General features: G+C 66.8%; 16 protein-coding genes. 10 read left to right on the top strand and 6 right to left on the bottom strand.

The features are described from left to right. The first annotated feature begins 5 nt into the window (after positions 1 to 5). A complete protein-coding gene (locus tag AC5ZH6_RS02675; RefSeq protein WP_006369339.1) occupies positions 6 to 455 on the top strand; it encodes a DoxX family protein in 450 nt (149 codons plus the stop codon). A 165-nt stretch (positions 456 to 620) separates the two neighbouring features. Continuing rightward, on the top strand, positions 621 to 2,888 hold the full coding sequence (locus AC5ZH6_RS02680; RefSeq protein WP_496168391.1) for a solute carrier family 23 protein: 2,268 nt from the start codon (positions 621 to 623) through the stop codon (positions 2,886 to 2,888). Between the two features lie 433 nt (positions 2,889 to 3,321). On the opposite strand, the gene AC5ZH6_RS02685 is transcribed toward AC5ZH6_RS02680, so the two are convergent. After that, positions 3,322 to 4,059, bottom strand: coding sequence for a metallophosphoesterase (locus AC5ZH6_RS02685; RefSeq protein WP_006369343.1), 738 nt, complete (start codon positions 4,057 to 4,059; stop codon positions 3,322 to 3,324). Positions 4,060 to 4,199: 140 nt separating this feature from the next. Between AC5ZH6_RS02685 and AC5ZH6_RS02690 the strand changes: the two genes are divergently transcribed. Beyond that, complete coding sequence (locus AC5ZH6_RS02690; RefSeq protein WP_006369345.1) at positions 4,200 to 5,048, top strand: SDR family NAD(P)-dependent oxidoreductase; 849 nt, start codon at positions 4,200 to 4,202, stop codon at positions 5,046 to 5,048. A 14-nt stretch (positions 5,049 to 5,062) separates the two neighbouring features. Here AC5ZH6_RS02690 and AC5ZH6_RS02695 read toward each other — a convergent pair whose 3' ends face one another. Next, the gene (locus AC5ZH6_RS02695) at positions 5,063 to 5,833 is read right to left on the bottom strand and encodes a dienelactone hydrolase family protein (RefSeq protein ID WP_006369346.1); all 771 of its coding nucleotides are present in this window, start codon (positions 5,831 to 5,833) and stop codon (positions 5,063 to 5,065) included. Between the two features lie 36 nt (positions 5,834 to 5,869). After that, positions 5,870 to 8,308 carry an ATP-dependent DNA ligase gene (locus tag AC5ZH6_RS02700; protein WP_006369347.1) on the bottom strand — a complete coding sequence of 813 codons (2,439 nt, stop codon included), beginning with the start codon at positions 8,306 to 8,308 and terminating at the stop codon, positions 5,870 to 5,872. Between the two features lie 74 nt (positions 8,309 to 8,382). Between AC5ZH6_RS02700 and ku the strand changes: the two genes are divergently transcribed. Both ku and AC5ZH6_RS02710 read left to right on the top strand, forming a co-directional pair. Continuing rightward, positions 8,383 to 9,369 carry a non-homologous end joining protein Ku gene (ku, locus tag AC5ZH6_RS02705; protein ID WP_444542625.1) on the top strand — a complete coding sequence of 329 codons (987 nt, stop codon included), beginning with the start codon at positions 8,383 to 8,385 and terminating at the stop codon, positions 9,367 to 9,369. Between the two features lie 31 nt (positions 9,370 to 9,400). Then, positions 9,401 to 10,792: an MFS transporter gene (locus AC5ZH6_RS02710; RefSeq protein WP_014358579.1), complete on the top strand. Its 1,392-nt coding sequence runs from the start codon at positions 9,401 to 9,403 to the stop codon at positions 10,790 to 10,792. Here the strand turns inward: AC5ZH6_RS02710 and AC5ZH6_RS02715 are convergent. Beyond that, on the bottom strand, positions 10,783 to 11,700 hold the full coding sequence (locus AC5ZH6_RS02715) for a LysR family transcriptional regulator ArgP (RefSeq protein WP_020172610.1): 918 nt from the start codon (positions 11,698 to 11,700) through the stop codon (positions 10,783 to 10,785). The two genes, AC5ZH6_RS02710 and AC5ZH6_RS02715, sit on opposite strands and share 10 nt — an antisense overlap. Before the next feature lie 72 nt (positions 11,701 to 11,772). On the opposite strand from AC5ZH6_RS02715, the gene AC5ZH6_RS02720 reads away from it, so the two are divergent. The 3 genes from AC5ZH6_RS02720 (at position 11,773) to AC5ZH6_RS02730 (ending at position 13,169) form a co-directional block, all read left to right on the top strand. Beyond that, the gene (locus AC5ZH6_RS02720; RefSeq protein WP_014358581.1) at positions 11,773 to 12,393 is read left to right on the top strand and encodes a LysE/ArgO family amino acid transporter; all 621 of its coding nucleotides are present in this window, start codon (positions 11,773 to 11,775) and stop codon (positions 12,391 to 12,393) included. A gap of 105 nt (positions 12,394 to 12,498) precedes the next feature. Beyond that, a complete protein-coding gene (locus AC5ZH6_RS02725) occupies positions 12,499 to 12,741 on the top strand; it encodes a FitA-like ribbon-helix-helix domain-containing protein (RefSeq protein ID WP_094601706.1) in 243 nt (80 codons plus the stop codon). Continuing rightward, complete coding sequence (locus tag AC5ZH6_RS02730; protein ID WP_094601707.1) at positions 12,738 to 13,169, top strand: type II toxin-antitoxin system VapC family toxin; 432 nt, start codon at positions 12,738 to 12,740, stop codon at positions 13,167 to 13,169. The genes AC5ZH6_RS02725 and AC5ZH6_RS02730 overlap by 4 nt, the downstream gene beginning before the upstream one ends. A 90-nt stretch (positions 13,170 to 13,259) precedes the next feature. On the opposite strand, the gene AC5ZH6_RS02735 is transcribed toward AC5ZH6_RS02730, so the two are convergent. Then, positions 13,260 to 13,901 (bottom strand): response regulator, encoded by a 642-nt coding sequence (locus AC5ZH6_RS02735; protein WP_094601708.1) that lies wholly within the window; start codon positions 13,899 to 13,901, stop codon positions 13,260 to 13,262. A gap of 24 nt (positions 13,902 to 13,925) precedes the next feature. Beyond that, on the bottom strand, positions 13,926 to 15,083 hold the full coding sequence (locus AC5ZH6_RS02740) for a sensor histidine kinase (RefSeq protein ID WP_094601709.1): 1,158 nt from the start codon (positions 15,081 to 15,083) through the stop codon (positions 13,926 to 13,928). Between the two features lie 111 nt (positions 15,084 to 15,194). Here AC5ZH6_RS02740 and AC5ZH6_RS02745 point away from each other — a divergent pair, with 111 nt between their 5' ends. Then, a complete protein-coding gene (locus tag AC5ZH6_RS02745) occupies positions 15,195 to 15,707 on the top strand; it encodes a hypothetical protein (protein ID WP_006369356.1) in 513 nt (170 codons plus the stop codon). Positions 15,708 to 15,777: 70 nt separating this feature from the next. Beyond that, a complete protein-coding gene (locus AC5ZH6_RS02750; RefSeq protein WP_094602151.1) occupies positions 15,778 to 17,061 on the top strand; it encodes an alpha-hydroxy-acid oxidizing protein in 1,284 nt (427 codons plus the stop codon). The last annotated feature ends 7 nt before the right edge of the window (positions 17,062 to 17,068 follow it).

The following is a 17,068-nucleotide window of genomic DNA, read 5'->3' on the forward strand; positions in this document are numbered from 1 at the left end:
ACATCATGAACGCCATCGACTCGACCACCGCCGTCGGCACCACCGCCACCCCCGACGCCACCACCGAATCGCGACGACCCGCTCGTATCGTCGGGATCGTCATCACCGTCGTGGTGACAGCGTTCCTGGTTTTCGACGTCGCAGGCAAACTGACCCGGCCCCAGGCCGTCGTCGACTCGATGGCGTCGCTGGGCTTTCCGATCGGACAGGCGACCGTGATGGGAATCGTTCTCGCCGTGTGCCTGATCGTCTTCCTCGTCCCGCGTACCGCCGTTCTCGGGGCCCTCGGGCTGACCGCGTACCTCGGAGGAGCGGTCACGGCGAACATGCGCATCGAGTCGCCCTTGTTCAGCAGTACCTTGTTCGCGGTATATCTCGGGGTGCTGCTGTGGGTCGGCCTGGTATTGCGTCGGCCCGAATTGCTCACCGTCGTCGGACTCCGTCGACGGAATTGATACAAAGCATTCTTTTGTTTGTCGCCTTCGCGACGCCAATCTCATATCACGAGCCCGAATTACGGTGACGTCAAACACAATCGTCACCGTATTTCGGCTGTTCTCACCCTATTTCGCCCGTATCGGTCAACACGGACGTAACCCGCTATCGGTACTTTCGGATTCATGCCAAAAATCGGGGATCGATCGCACACACATTCCGGGCCGGACATACGAGAAGTGATCCGGTACGACCTACCGGCGTCGCTCGTGGTGTTCCTCGTGGCATTGCCACTGTCGATCGGAATCGCGATCGCCTCGGGTGCCCCGGTGATGGCCGGGCTCATCGCAGCAGTCGTCGGCGGTGTGGTCGCCGGCGCGATCGGCGGTAGCCCCCTTCAGGTTTCGGGTCCGGCGGCCGGGTTGACGGTGGTGGTTGCCGAGCTCGTCGCCAACTTCGGATGGAAGGTCACCTGCGCGATCACGGTCTGTGCCGGGGTGCTGCAGATCCTGTTCGGGCTCAGTCGAATAGCCGGTGCCGCGTTGGCGATCGCTCCCGTCGTGGTGCACGCAATGCTCGCCGGAATCGGAATCACCATCGCCCTGCAGCAGATCCATGTGTTGCTCGGCGGGAATTCGTCGAGTTCGGCGGTCGCCAACATCACCGGATTACCTGATCAATTGATCGACGTGAACGTCGCGGAGGCGTCGATCGGGCTTCTCGTCATCGCCGCGTTGCTGGCGTGGCCACGGCTGCCCGCGACCGTCCGCAAGATCCCCGGGCCGCTCGGCGCGATCGTCCTCGCCACCCTGGTGGCGCTGATCGCCGGCCTCGACGTCAAACGAATCACGCTGGACGGCAACTTCTTCGAGTCCATTGCGCTTCCCGAGCTCCCCACCGGGAACTGGTCGGCATTCATTCTGGGCGTGTTGACGGTGGCCCTGATCGCCAGTGTCGAGTCGCTGCTGTCGGCGGTCGCCGTGGACAAGATGCACGACGGTCCGCGCAGCAACTTCAACCGAGAACTGCTCGGGCAGGGTAGCGCGAACATGGTGTCGGGTGTGCTCGGTGGACTGCCGGTCACCGGTGTGATCGTGCGCAGCTCCACCAACGTCGCGACCGGAGCGCGGACGCGGTGGTCGGCGATCCTGCACGGGGTGTGGGTGTTCGTCTTCGCGGTCTTCCTCACCGCGCTCGTCGAGCAGATCCCGACCGCCGCGCTCGCCGGATTGCTCGTCGTCATCGGCATGCAGCTGGTCAAGCTCGCGCACATGAAAACCGCTCTGCGAACCGGGGATCTGTGGGTCTACGGCGTCACGGTGACGGCCGTGGTGTTCCTCAATCTGCTCGAGGGCGTCGCCATCGGTCTGGCGCTGGCCGTCATCCTGGTGCTGTGGCGCGTCATCCGCCCCGACACCCACACCGAGGAGCAGCCCGACGGCCGCCACATCGTCCGAGTGCGAGGCTCGCTGAGCTTCCTGTCGCTGCCCCGGATGAACAGCCTGCTGCGCCGCATTCCGGAGGGTGCACCCGTCACGATCGAACTCGATACCGACTTCCTCGACCACGCCGCATCGGAAATGCTCGAGGACTGGATTCGGGCCCGCCGCGCGGCCGGTGGTGAGGTGATCATCCTCGAACGTGGCCGTGCCCGAATCGAACACGCTTGGCAGGCTCCGCCGCGACGCCACACCGGCGGCATCGTCGGCCTGACCCCGTGGCGTAGTCGATCCTCCGTCGCCGACGACGAGCAGGTCGCCGAGGTTCCGGCGCCGTTGCGCTCGATCATGGCCGGTGTCACCGAGTACCACCGCGATCACGCCGAGGTCCTGCGCGGCCACCTGTCCGACGTCGTGGACTATCAGGAGCCGGACGCGTTCTTCCTGACCTGTGCCGATTCTCGGATCATGCCCAACATCATCACCTCGAGCGGCCCAGGTGACCTGTTCACCCTGCGCAACGTCGGCAACCTGGTGCCGACCGGTGATCACGCGGACTGCTCGATCGAGGCCGCCCTGGACTTCGCGATCACCGAGGTCGGCGTCAGTTCGGTGGTGGTGTGCGGACATTCGTCCTGCGGCGCGATGCGGGCGTTGCATCAGCAGGCCGATTCCGCTCCCGCCGATACGTCGATCGCCCGGTGGTTGCGCCACGGGGTGCCCAGTGTGAGCGCGATGCGTCTGGGGCATCCGGCCGGACGGGCCGCTGCCGCCATGGGTTTCACCGAGATCGACCAGCTCGCCGTTGTCAACGTCGCCAAACAGGTCGAGACCCTGAGCCGGCACCACCTCGCCGGCCGCGCCGCCGCCGAATCCTCCCTGCGGATCATCGGTCTGTACTTCGACATCCGGTCCGGCCGCGTCTACGAGGTGTCGCAGACCGGGCTGCACGCCGCCGGCGTGGGACACCACGTCAGCCGTATGCTGGAGCGTGAGCCGGTCGTCGACCACTAGTGATCCGAAACCAGCACCGTGGCAAGCGGTCTCGAGGCTCGCCGCACGCGGCTCGCACCTCGACCATCGGGGGCTTCTCCCGGTGGTCGAGGTGTGGAGGAGCGTTAGCGACGGAGCCTCGAGACCTCTTGTGCTGAAGGGTATTCGGTGTGCGTGATGTCGGAACCGGCACCGTGGCAGGCGGTCTCGAGGCTCGCCGCATGCGGCTCGCACCTCGACCATCGGGGGCTTCTCCCGGTGGTCGAGGTGTGGAGGAGCGTTAGCGACGGAGCCTCGAGACCTCTTGTGCTGAAGAGTATTCGGCGTGCCTGGTGTCGGAACCGGCTCTGTGGCAAGTGGTCTCGAGGCTCGCCGCACGCGGCTCGCACCTCGACCATCGGGGGATACGCATCGACCATCGGGGGACGTCACGCCTCACCCATCGATGGCAGGCTCAGAACATCACCGAGCGGAAATGGGTGATGAGGCGGTCGCCGTCGATCAGGTGGAATGCGATGCCCGGTGGCTGGCCTCGGTTGATGATCTCGGTGCCTTCGAACGGGAGGTTCAGCGTGGAGGCGACGCCCGGGGCGATGGCCAGGGGCCGGTCGGCGAAGCGGGTGACGCACGCCGAATGTGCATGACCGCAAACGAAGCCGACGATGTTCGGGTGGGTCGCGACAAGCTCGGCCAGACGTTCCTCACCGGTTTGGCGGATCGTGTCCATGAAGGTCATGCCGATGGTGACGGGGGGATGGTGAAAGGCCACCAGGACGCGGGTGTCGGCGCCGGCGGCGTCGATCTGCGCCGACATCCACGTGAGGGTCTCGTCGTCGAGGTAGCCATCGTTGCGACCGGGGATGGAACTGTCCACCGACAGCAGCAGCACGTCGTCGACCAGCAACGAGGAGTTGACCGGTGCCGTGCTGCGCTCGTTGCCGAGTACCTCGCTGTAGTTCTCGCGCAGGTCGTGGTTGCCGACGGTGACCAGCGTCGGCAGCGGTGAGTCCAGGACGCGGTAGGCCTCGACGTACTCGCGTGGCGTGCCCTCATCGGCGATGTCACCGGTGACCAGTAACGCGTCGATGCCGTCGGCACGCGCGTTGAGGTAGCTCAGGGTCGACTCGATCCGGGCACGGTTGAACCGTGTTCCGTTGAAATGGAGGTCGCTGATATGGGCAACGACGAACACTCACACTCCCTTGTCGACTGACCCTGAGGCTAGCCGCATCAGATCACGCGAGCGCGCCGAGGGGCGAACGCGCAGCGCCGGGTGTGTCGGAGAGCACCCACGTCATTGACACTGGATGCGCCCACTGTCAAGGTTGGCCGATGAGGCGACGTCGGCAGGCAGATCGAGACGATCACGCGTTCGCGGGCCGAACAGCCGTCGTCACCGGCGGCGGGTCGGGGATCGGCGCGGCCTTCACCCGGGCTCTCGCGAGTGCCGGCGCCCACGTGTGGTGCGCCGACATCGACGAGCAGGCAGCGACGAGAACAGCGCAATCGACCGGATCGGAACACGCCCGCGCCGTCGGTCTCGACGTCACCGACGCCGACGCCGTACGGTCCGTCGTGAACTCGGTGGTCGCCGACCACGGACGCATCGATCTGATGTTCAACAATGCCGGGATCGCACTGGGCGGCAACACCGAGGAACTCACCGCCGAGCAGTGGGATGCGGTCATTGACGTCAACATCCGCGGCGTCGTACACGGTGTCACCGCGGCATATCCGCACATGATCCGGCAGGGATCGGGCCACATCGTCAACACCGCGTCGATGGCCGGGCTCACCGCGGCCGGCTTGCTCACGAGCTACGTGATGAGTAAGCACGCGATCGTCGGATTGTCGCTGGCGTTGCGGACCGAGGCCGCCGCGCACGGGGTGGGTGTGCTCGTGGTCTGCCCGGCCGCGGTGGAAACGCCGATGCTCGACGCCGACGGCGTCGGTGGCTTCACCGGGCGGACGTATTACCTGTCGGGTCAAGGGATTCGGACGCCGTATCCGGCGGATCGCCTGGCGTCGGACACCCTTCGGGCGATCGGGCGCAATCAACCGCTGCTCGTGGTGCCCGCGCAGGCCCGGATGGCCTGGCGGTTCTCGCGGATCTCACCGGGGCTCATGCAGACGATGGCCACGCGTTTCGTCGCAGGCCAGCGGGAACGTCAGGGGTTGTGACGTTCGGCGCGGGCTCAGTGCAGCGTACGGTCGAACAGCTTCTGTAGCTCGGCGTAGTGGTACTCGGCGGCGTCGTGGTTGTACGGTGCGGTGTCGGCCATCGTGTAGCCGTGCGCCGCACCGGGATACACGCTCGCATGATGGATCACGCCGCTCGAGGTCAGCGCGTGCTCGAACTGGGCGATGGCCTCCGGGGGCATCGACTGATCATGATCGGCGTGGACCGCGAGGACCTCGGCGCGCACGTCGGGCAGTGACAGATGCGGGCTGTCTGCAGCGTCGGTCACCACACCGCCGGTGTGGAACATGCCCACGGCGGCAACATCATCGGGACGTGTGGCCGCGGCCAACAACGCCAGCCGTCCGCCCATGCAGTACCCGGTCGTACCGACGGACCCCGGGCGCACCCCGGGTAGCGCGTGCAGCGCATCGAGGTACGCGGCGAGATCACGCCGGGCGAGGTCGGTGGTGAGTGCCTGCATCCGGGGTCGCACTCCGGCGAAGAAGGCGGCGCGGCTGTCATCGTCGAGGAGCGGCCCATCCGGAGAGGTTTCGGCGGCACTTCCGCTGCGATAGAACAGGTTGGGCGCCAACACCACATAGCCCCACGAGGCGATCCGATCGACCATCGTCTCGATCTGCGGACGCAGACCGATCGCGTCGATGAGAAACAGCACTCCGGGCCAGGTGGCGTCGGCGTCGGCCGACACCGGCCGCGCCATGTACGCCTCGGCGGGCCCGTCGGCCGCAGTGATGGTGATCATCTCTCCGGTGGTCTCGGTCATCGTTGTCCTTTCGATCAGAGTGGATTGAGGGGTGTGTCAGAGGTCGCCGGGGAGTTTGTCGCGCCGGATTCCCCGCCAGCTCGGATGTCGTAGATGGCCGGTGCTCGTCCAGTCCATGAAGCGCACCTCGCCCACGATCTTCGGCAGCACCCACACCGCATTCGCCGCGACCGGCCGGTCCAGTTTGTCCAGAAACGGCGACCGCCGGATGGTCAGCGGCTCGAGTTCTTCTGCGAGAGCACTCAGCTGGGATTCGGTGAAGCCGGTGCCGACCCGCCCCACGTAGCGCAATCCGGTCTCCTCGGGCAGGCCGAGCAGCAGCGAGCCGATGGTGTGCGCACGGTTCCCACGGCCCGGCCGCCATCCGCCGATCACGACTTCGATGTCGCTCCAGTTCTTGTGCTTGAGCCACGAATTCGATCGCCGGCCCTGCTGATAGGTCGACGAACGACGTTTTGCGACAACGCCTTCCATCCCATGTTCACGGCTGTACTCGGCGGCCGCGGCGCCCGGCCCGGGTAGCAGTGGCGGTACCTCGACGTAACGGGATCGCCGGAAGGCCGGGGCGAGCTCCTCGAGTAGCTCGCGCCGCTGCGACCACGGTTTGCGCAGCAGCGACGTCCCGTTGAGGTAGAGCAGGTCGAACAGGTACAGCTTGAGGGTGACCTCGTCGTCGGCCGATCGGCGTCCGGCGAGCAGCGTGAAATTGGTGCGGCCGGTGGCGTCGAGGGCGACGACCTCCCCGTCCAGTACGACGTCGATGAGCCCGAGTTCGTCGGTGATGCAAGCGAGTTCGGGAAAGTCGGCGGTCATGTCCAGGCCGGAGCGCGAGGTGAGCCGGAATTCGCCGCCGATATAACGAACCAGGAGGCGATAACCGTCCCACTTGCCCTCGAAGGCCCAGTCCTTCGAGTCGAGCTTCTCGATGGATTCATCGGTTGCCAGCATCGGGCGCGGATCACGCAAACTCTCCGGCAGGATCGGTCGTGGTTCGTCGCTCATCAGGTGGGCGAGCCAATTCTTGTCGCCGGTCTTGATCAACGCGTACCGGCCCTGGACGCGTTCACCGTGCAGCCGGACGATGATCTCGTCGTCACGCCATTTCTCGGTCTCGTAGGTACCGCGATCCCAGATCTCGACGTGCCCGCCGCCGTACTCACCGGCCGGGATGTCGCCGGCGAAGTCGGCGTAATCCATCGGATGGTCCTCGGTCTGCACGGCGAGGCGGTTCTGGTCGGGATCGTCGGGCAGGTTCTTCGGTACTGCCCAACTCACCAGCACGCCATCGTGTTCGAGCCGGAAGTCGTAATGCAGGCGCCGGGCGTGATGTTCTTGGATCACGAAGATCGGCCCACCCGGCTCGTTCTCTCCCGACACCCGGGCCCCGTCCACCCCGGATCGTGACTTCGTGAATTCGTTGTCCCTGAACTTCGTGTCACCGAAGGGCTCCGGGGTGACCGCGGCGTTGCGCTTGCGCCGGTACTCGCGCAGGTTGATCACCTGGCCGCCCTCGGCGGAGACCGACTCCGGTTGTGCCGCATCGGCAGCCGAATCACCCGACTCCTCCGGGTCGGCTGGGACCCCGTCGTCGTCGAGTCCGTCGAGGAGATCGCCCCACTCTTCGATCCGCTCGAGGACCTCGGTGTAGAGCAGCTGCGTCAGATCGGGATCGGCCATCTCGTCCCACGTCCGCGGTGCGGCCACCCAGGGCTGTTCGCGGCCCCGCAGCGAATACGGAGCGAGGGTGGTCTTGGACGCGCTGTTCTGGCTCCAGTCGATGAACACCTTGTGGGGCCGTTCGGATTTCGCCATGATCGCGGTGACCCGATCGGGCTGTTGCTGGGCCAACGAGGTCGCGATCTGCTTGGCGACCGTTCGCGCCGAATCCGCCGACACCGGCGTCGGGAACCTCGCATACACGTGAATTCCCTTGCCGCCACTGGTGACCGGATACGAGTCCAGTCCGGCGGCGTCGAGCATGTCGTGGATGTCGCGGGCGACCTCACCGCACTCGGCGAGGGTGACCCCGGGCCCCGGATCGAGGTCGAGGACGAGTCGGTTGGCCTTGGGGCCCTCGGCGGCGAAGTCGGCGAGCGCGTCGTCTCGCGGCAGTCGCCATTGTGGCGTATGCAACTCGAGTGCTGCCATCTGTGCGAGCCACACCAGTGTTGCGGGTGAATCGGCCACGACGTATTCGATGATCCGACTGCTGTGTTCGACTCCGCGCCGGGTCACCCAGTCGGGGATGCCCTCGGGAACCGACTTCTCGAAGAACGGGGTGGACTCGACGCCATTGGGCCAGCGTTTGCGGGTGACGAGACGATCGGCCAGATGCGGGAGCATCACCTCGGCGATCCGCGCGTAATAGTCGATGACGTCGAACTTGCGGGTGCCGGTCGACGGGTAGAGCACCTTGGCCAGGTTGGTCACCGAGATGGTGTGCCCATCCACCTCGAGTGTCTGCCCGGACGCCATGGTTCAAGCCTGCCACGTCCTCGAGATGGGCGTGGGACCCGCAGAGACCGGGTGAGGATGGCACAATGGCGACCATGCGCTCGATCTGGAAGGGCGATCTGAGCTTTGGTCTGGTCAACGTGCCGGTCAAGGTCTATTCGGCCACGGAAAGCCACGACCGGAAGTCGTATCAGGTCGACTCGTCTGACGGCACCCGCATCCGTTATCGACGGGTCCGGGAGGGCACCGACACCGAGGTCGAGTTCTCCGACATCGCCAATGCCTACGAATCCTCCGCGGGCGACACGGTGATCCTCACCAAGGACGATCTCGCGTCCCTGCCCGTGCAGAAGAGCCCGGAGATCTCGATCCTGGAATTCGTGCCGGTCGAGCAGGTCGATCCGATCTACTTCGACAAGCCCTACTATCTCGAACCGTCGTCGAAGTCACCGAAGGCCTACGTCTTGCTCGCCCGCGCCCTGCAGGAGACCGACCGGCTCGCCATCGCATCGTTCACGCTGCGCAACCGGACGCGGATGGCGGCGCTGCGGGTCATCGAGCCCGGTGTGATGACGCTGCAGACGCTGTTGTGGCCCGATGAGGTCCGCAAGCCCGATTTCGGGTTCCTCGACGACGACGTCGAGATCCGGGACCAGGAACTGAAGATGGCGTCCTCGTTGATCGATTCGATGGCGCAGGACTACGACCCGAGCGAGTTCTCCGACACCTACCAGGAAGAGCTGGCGAAGCTGATCGACGCGAAATCCGATGGCTCCGAGGCATTCCCGGAAGCCGAGGAGGACTCCACCGAGGACGAGGACTCCGAGGTCGCCGACCTGCTCGCCGCGCTGCGGGCATCGGTCAAGGACCGCGGTACGGCCGAGGAGTCCGACGACTCCGGGGTATCGAAGGCGCCCGCGAAGAAGGCCGCCAAGAAGGCTCCGGCGAAGAAGGCGGCCGCAAAGAAGGCGCCGGCCAAGAAGGCCGCAGCGAAGAAGGCGCCGGCCAAGAAGGCGGCGTCGTCAGGGTCCGACGACGAGTCGAAGACCGCGGCGAAGAAGACCTCACGCCGCGCGAGCTGAGCCGCGCGCCACGAAAAATCGGTGGCCGCCGATGCCCGGCGTCGGGCAAGCTCGTGAGGTGAGTTCGTCGACGTCCGCCCTGCCGCGCGCGCTGCGCCCCTTCGGCGGTGGGCAGTATCGGTTGCTGGCGGCGGGCCTGATGTTTGCTTTGTTCTCCGATGGCGTGTGGACGATCACGCTGGTCTGGCAGGTCATCGGTCTCGGCGGGGGACCGGGCCAGGTGTCGCTGGCGACCGGCTTGGCCGCGGTCGGCATGGTGATCTCGACGCTGGCCGGCGGCGTGCTCGCAGACCGGGTGTCGCAGCGTTCCATCATCATCGGGCTCGAGATCGTCAAGATGGCGGTCTTCGCGATCGTGGCGTTCTGCGCGATCGGCGGCGTCCTGACGATGCCCATCGTGGCCGCGGCTGCCGTCTTCGGCGGCATCACCACCGGCATGTACTACCCGGCATATTCGGCGTTGTTGCCGGGCATCGTCGCCGCCGATGAGCTGCAGGCCGCCAACGGCATCGAGGGCATCGTCCGGCCGGTGCTGTTCCAGGCGGCCGGCCCGATGATCGCCGGAGCGGTGATCGCCGCGGCCGCCCCCGCCCAGGCGGCGCTGGTTGCTGCGGTGGCCAGCGTGGGTTCGGCCCTGTGTTATCTGCGGATGCGGCCGGTGCCGTTGCGTCGTGACCCGAACACCTTGCGCGGTCCCGCGATTGCCTCGATCGTCACCGATCTGGCCGAGGGATTCGCCTACATGTGGCGCACCCCGTGGTTGTGGTCGACGCTGTTCTTCGCGACCATTCTCGTGCTGGCGACGATGGGGCCGATCGAGGTACTCATCCCATTCGCCCTGCGGGAGCGGGTGCACGGCGGTGCCGGTGACCATTCGCTGGTGCTCGCGGCCTTCGGCGCCGGAGCCGCGATCAGCTCGCTGGTGTTCGCCTCGATCCCGATGCCGCGGCGATACCTCACGTTGATGTTCGGGTTGTGGGGTTGGTCGTCGATTCCGTTGGTGCTCATGGGCGTTGCCGGACACACCTGGGTGTTCATCATCGCCGGATTCATCATGGGGGTGTTGTTCGACGGGCCGATGGTGTTGTGGGGCACGCTGTTACAGCGTCGCGTCCCGCCTGGGCTGTTGGGCCGGGTGGCCAGTCTGGACTTCTTCGTCTCGGTGGTGCTGATGCCGGTGTCGATGGCGTTGGCGGCCCCGGTCAGTCACGCGATCGGACTCACCGCGACGTTCGTGGTGTGTGGGCTGGCGCCGGTACCGTTCGCTGCGGTCTTCTACGTCGCGGCCAAGCTGTGGCGTGACGAGATCGATCACCCGCTCGATCTCTCCACTCCCGGGCCGGCCGTCGCGGTGATGCACGACGAGATGTCGGCGTCGGCGTATGTCGATGCCGAGCACGCAAGGGTGTCCGATCAGGACTGATCCGCCGCGCCGAGGAACTCCGCGGCGGCCTCCACGATCGACTCCGTCAGGGCCGAGAGCAGGGGCGAGGCGAGCTTCCAGTACTGCCAGTAGAGCGGGACGTCGACGCGCCGTTCGGTGAAGGTGACCAGGCGTCCTGCGTCGAGAGCGTCGGCGATCTGCACCCGCGGGACCGCGCCCCAGCCCATCCCGTACTCGACCGCTCGGTGGTACTCGGTGGAGGCCGGGATGTAGACCGCCGGTGGATCGGCCGGTGCTGGACTGAGCATGCGCAGTACCTCGCGCTGCAGATTGTCGCTGCGGTCGTATTGCACCATCGGCGCCCGGGCCAGCGCGGCCTCGGTCGGGCCGTCCGGCATCCATCGGGCCAGGTAGTCCGGGGTGGCGACGGGGATGTAGCGCATGACGCCGAGCATCTGCATCCGGCAGCCGCGGATGCGGTCCGGGACCGAGCTGATCGCCCCCAGCACCTCACCGGTCCGCAAATGGTCGGCGTTGCGGCTCTCGTCGTCGCGGATCACCTCGACGGCGGCCGGATGGCCGTGATGAAACCGAGCCAATGCGGGCAGCAGCCATGTGGCCAGCGAGTCGGCGTTGGCCGCGATCGGTAGGTGCACGAGGGGCTGGTCGTCGTGCGCGCCGTCGGAGGTGACGCCGGTCAGCTCCAGCCGCGCCTCGGTGGCCAGCAGTTCCCACTGTTCGGCCAGCCGGAGCAGCACCTCCCCGTCGCGCGTCGCCCGCACCGGTTTGGTGCGCTGGACCAGCACGCGACCGATGGAGTGCTCCATCGCCTTGATGCGTTGGCTGATCGCCGACGGTGTGACGTGCAATTCCGCCGCCGCGGCCTCGAAAGTGCCCGCCCGCAACACGGTCGCCAGCGTTTGCAGGCCGTCCTGACTGACATCCATATGAAGTCACTCTAATGATTCATGAGAAACATTCGCTGGCCTTCGGATTGTCGCGCTCCTAGCGTTGTCGACATGAACGCATTCCTGCTGCCGGCACTGGCCGGCCTGCTGACCGGTGCCGGGCTGATCATCGCGATCGGACCGCAGAACATCTTCGTTCTGCAGCAGGGTGTGCGACGCGTCCATGTGGCCCCGGTGGTGGCGGTCTGCGCGATCTCCGACGTCGTGCTCATCACCGCGGGGGTGGCCGGTCTCGGTGCGCTCGTAAGCGCCCACCCGAGCGTGGTGACCGCGGCCAAGTACCTCGGCGGGGCGTATGTGATCGTGCTCGGGCTGATGGCCGCCCGACGCTGCCTGCGCAGTCGGGAGGCGATCGTCGACAATGCCGGCGAGGTCACCACGGCGAGTCGCTGGGTGGCGATCGGCACGGCGCTGGCCCTCACCTGGCTCAATCCGCACGTCTACCTCGACACCGTGCTCACCATGGGCGCCATCGCCAATAGTCATGGAAATGGCAAGTGGGCCTTCGCAATCGGAGCCTGCTGTGCGAGCCTGATCTGGTTCTCACTCCTGGGCGGCGGCGGTCGCCGCATGGCGCCGATCTTCGCCAAGCCTGTCGCATGGCGCATCCTCGACGCCGTCGTCGCCGTGGTCATGATCGGGATGGGCGCTGTGTTGGTGGGGTCGGCGTAGGGCGTCGACACCGGTTCGTCGTGCGTGTGCGCAGGAGTGCGGCGGATGTGTGCCGGCCTTGCTAGCATTGACTGCATTGCAGTCAAACCGATGTGGGGGATGGCAATGGGGACGGTGACGATCCGAGACCTCGACGACGACCTGAAAGCGCTGCTGCGGGTGCGTGCCGCCGAGCATGGGCGATCGATGGAAGCCGAGGTCAGGGCGATCCTTCGGGATGTACTGACGAGACCGGACGACGGGATCGGCATGGGCACGCGGATTCGGCGCCGTTTCTCCGGGGCCGACATCGACCGCGTCGAAATGCCGCCGCGCAACGAGTCGCCGCGTGCTCCCGATCTCACATGATCATCCTCGATACGAACGTCATCTCCGAACTGATGCGTTCGAATCCGAACGAGCTCGTACTGGACTGGGTGGATGCCGCACCATCGGCCGACGTCATGACCACCGCGGTGACGGCCGCCGAACTGTTGTACGGGATCGAGCGTCTCGCGCAAGGGGGGAAGCAGCAAGACCTCCGTGTCCGCGTCGAGGAACTCCTGATCGACGACTTTCGCGGACGGGTCCTGCCGTTCGATCTCTCCGCGGCGACGCACTACGCGACGCTCGTCGCAGAGCGTGAGCGGATCGGGCGGCCGATCAGCATGGCGGACGCGCAGATCGCGGCGATCTGCGCGACCCACGACGCGCAATTGGCCACACGCAACGTGGGCGACTTCGTTGACCTCGGCATCGTGGTGATCAACCCGTGGGACCCCCTCGGCGAGAGGTGATCTGGTGTGTTTGTGTGTCGACGTCGACGACATGTGTCATGCAGGACACACAAACCCGAAGTCGGCACGGATTCGCAGCGCCTCGCGGGCTCAGACGAGCCCGTGCCGATACGCGTAGGCAACCAGCGCCGCACGGTCGCGGCACGCGGTCTTGGCGAGCAGGTGATTGACGTGGGTTTTGACGGTGCTCACGCCGACGACGAGGTGGGCGGCGATCTGTTGATTCGACATCGCCTGCGCGATCAGGCCGAGCACCTCCACCTCACGCTCGGTGAGACCGTCGGGCGCCTCGGCCGGTGCCGCCTGCGCAGCCGACCGCTCGTGGGACAAGACCGCGCGCAACGCCTTCTCGTCGAGCATCGACCGACCGCCGGCCGCGGCGAGCACCGCCGCCTCGATGGCCTCGGGATCGGCGTCCTTGTTGAGGAATCCGACGGCCCCGGCGTCGAGGGCCTCGACGATCGTGGTGTCGTCGTCGTAGGTCGTCAACGCCACTGCGGCAGTGCGTGATCCGTCGGCGCGCAGCCGTCGTATTCCCTCGATGCCACCGACACCGGGCATGCGGAGGTCGGTGAGCAATACGTCGGGGTCGGTCCCGGCGACGAGGTCGAGGGCGGATTCGGCCGAGGCCGCCACCCCGAGGACCTCGATGGTGTCGAACAGCGAGAGCATCGACCGCAGGCCCTCGCGCACCACGGTCTGATCGTCGGCGATCACCACCGTCACCGTCACGTCATCACCCTCACGTCGTCACCGTCACGTCGTCACCGTCATGATGAGCTCGAATCCTTCCTCGCACGGGCCGTGGGTCAGCCTACCGCCGGCCGCCGCGACCCGTTCGGCGAGACCGGCCAAACCGTATCTGCCGCTGTCGTGTTCGCGATCGGTGAACCCGTCGGGATCGCCGACGGAGAGCATCCGGAGGCCCTCCGCCCCGAACTCGATGCGCACCGGTGCGCCCGCGGCGTGGCGTAACGAGTTGGTCAGCCCCTCCATCACCACCGATCGGGCGATCGCGGTCCATCCGGCGTCGAGATCGTCGGGCGAACCCGCGACCGTCACCTGCAATTCGGTTGCGGTACCGAGGCGTTTCAGGGTCGGCTCCAGCCAGGCGCTCAACGGTGCGGCGCTCGCCGCGGGTCCGTCGCGCAACGATCGGACCGCTTCTCGTGCCTCACCCAGGCCGTCCTTCGCCAAGGTCGTTGCGGTGTCCAGCTTTTCGGCGAGGTCGGCCGAAACATCCTCGCGTCGGGCGACGAGCGCGGCACCCTGCAGGGTGATGATCAACCCGGACAAGGTGTGGGCGAGCACGTCGTGGAGTTGGGCGGCGAGTATCCGACGGTTCTCCGCATCGACGGCACGCGCGCGCTCGGAATCGATGATCTCCTGTTGTGCTGCAGCGACTTCGGCGACCTCACGCCGGTAGCGCCGAAGATGCACCCATCCGAACACCACCACGGCGACCATCAGATTGATCACCAGCGTCCACCCGGATTGATGTAGTTGTGACCAGTGGACCGTCAGCGCGAGCATCGGGACGGCGGCCAGGGCGGCGGTGACGGGGAGGGCAACGGGTGCAAGCGCGGACGCGGCCACGCCGAGTTGGGGAATCCACACGGTCGCGCCGCCGGCGAAGGCGACGCCGACGACGACGGCGGCACCGATGACGATCGCCGAGTCGCCGAGTGAGGTGGAGGAGAGAAAGCGCGGCGCGGTCGTGGGTTGCATGCCCCCACGCACCAGGCAGACCACGAGAACCGCGGTGGCGATCCATCCAGGCGCCACGCGCCACGGTGGCACCGACGTCGTGTCGAGTACCGCCGAGGCGATCACCAGCGCGCAGACCGCGTACCGCACCGCGAGGATGTCGGGGCTCGCCCGCCCGGGGTTGAGAACACGCGCAATGCTGGGCACGACTCACCGTATCGAGGGTGTGCCGGCTCGCGGAGTCGCACGCGCAAGGATCAACCCGGCATCCACCCCGGGGTGGACGACCTCGTCGCGAGAGTTGGCGAGAGTGAAGGCATGTCCACAAACACAGCTCTGCCCATCGTTGTCGGCGTCATCGTCCTCGGCTACATCTTCTACCGCCAACTCACCGAACGGCCGATCAAGGACAACCCGCTCAAACTCCCGGTGATCCTGCTGGTGATCGGCGTCATCAGCTCCGTGAACTACCTCCAACACGCACCGCGGTTGACGGTCGGTGAGGTCGTCTCGACGCTGCTCGGGTTCGTGGTGGCCGCGCTCATCGCCGTTCCGCGCGGGCACACGATGCACATCTACCGCAACGCCGCGGGGGTGATGGTGCGACGGGGCAATGCGGTGACCATCGCGCTGTGGTTCGTCGCCATCGGCGCGCACCTGGCCATCGCGGTGTTCGGCCCGACGGTCTTCGGTGAGCCACGGGGCAGCCTCGGTGGGCTCGAGAGCGCGACGATCCTGGTGTTCCTCGGCATCAGCCTCGGGGTGCAGGGGCTCGTGGCGCGCAAGCGCGTGCTCGCCCACGGCCGGACCGCACACAGCCTCGCCGGGTGAGCGGTGCGTATCTTCGACTGCGATGCCCGACGATGGATGTCGCACGGGCTGCCGACACGAGGAGGTCGCGATGACCACGCCGGGGTGGGGACGCATCCGCCAGAACGACATCTACACCGCAGGCATTCACGATCGGCGCCCCACGGTGCCCACCGACTTCGCCGAACTCGAGCGTCGTGCCCGCAAGGCAATGTCGGAGCGGGCGTGGGCCTACATCGCCGGCGGTGCGGGGGAGGGGCGGACGATGGCGGCCAACCGGGCGGCCCTGGATCGGTGGGCGATCGTGCCGCGTGTGCTGCGCGATGTGTCGCAGCGCAGCCTCGAGACGGAATTGTTCGGTGCCCGGTTGCCCGCGCCGATCCTGTTCGCGCCGGTGGGAGCGGGTGGGCTGGCCATGCGTGACGCCGACGTCCACATCGGGCACGCGGCCGCCGAACTCGGTGTGCCCTACATCTTCTCCAATCAGGGCAGTGCGCCGATGGAACGGGTGGCCGCCGAGATGGATCGTGTGAAATCCGGTGCGCCACGCTGGTTTCAGCTGTATTGGTCCACCGACGACGATCTCGTCGACTCGCTGCTGCGCCGCGCCGAGAACGCCGGCGCCCAGGCCGTCGCCGTCACCCTCGACACCACGATGCTCGGATGGCGGCCCCAGGACCTGAACCTCGGTTCGCTGCCCTTCGCCAAGGGTGAGGGCATCGCCCAGTACACCTCCGACCCACGGTTCACCGAGATCGTCGCCGGCCGCGCCGCGGGTGCGTCCGGCGAGAGACCCGAGATCTCCCTCGGTGCCCTCAAGACCCTGTTCTCGATAGCCCGCAACACGCCGGGAACGTTGCTGCGCAACCTGATCCGGCCCGAACCGCGCGTGGGCGTGCAGACCTTCCTCGACATCTACTCGCGTCCGTCGCTGAGCTGGACCGAGATCGCCTCCCTGCGTGAGCGGACGTCGCTGCCGGTCGTCCTCAAGGGAGTGCTGCATCCCGACGACGCCCGCGCTGCCGTCGACGCGGGGGTGGACGGCATCATCGTGTCCAATCACGGCGGCCGCCAGATCGACGGTGAGATCAGCTCACTGGACGCGCTCACCGATATCGCACCGGTCGTCGACGGGCGGTGCAAGGTCCTCGTCGACTCCGGGATCTACACCGGCGCAGACGTGTTCAAGGCGCTGGCACTCGGCGCCGACGCAGTATGCATCGGTCGCCCGCACATGTACGGGCTGGCGATCGACGGCGCCGACGGTGCCCGGGACGTGGTGGCCAACATCATCGCCGAGCTGGATCTCACGCTCGGACTGGCCGGCGTCACCTCGGTCGACGAAGTGGACGCCGACGCGTTGCGGCGGATCTGACGCCCGC

The organism is Gordonia sp. YC-XJ4, assembly GCF_059511865.1.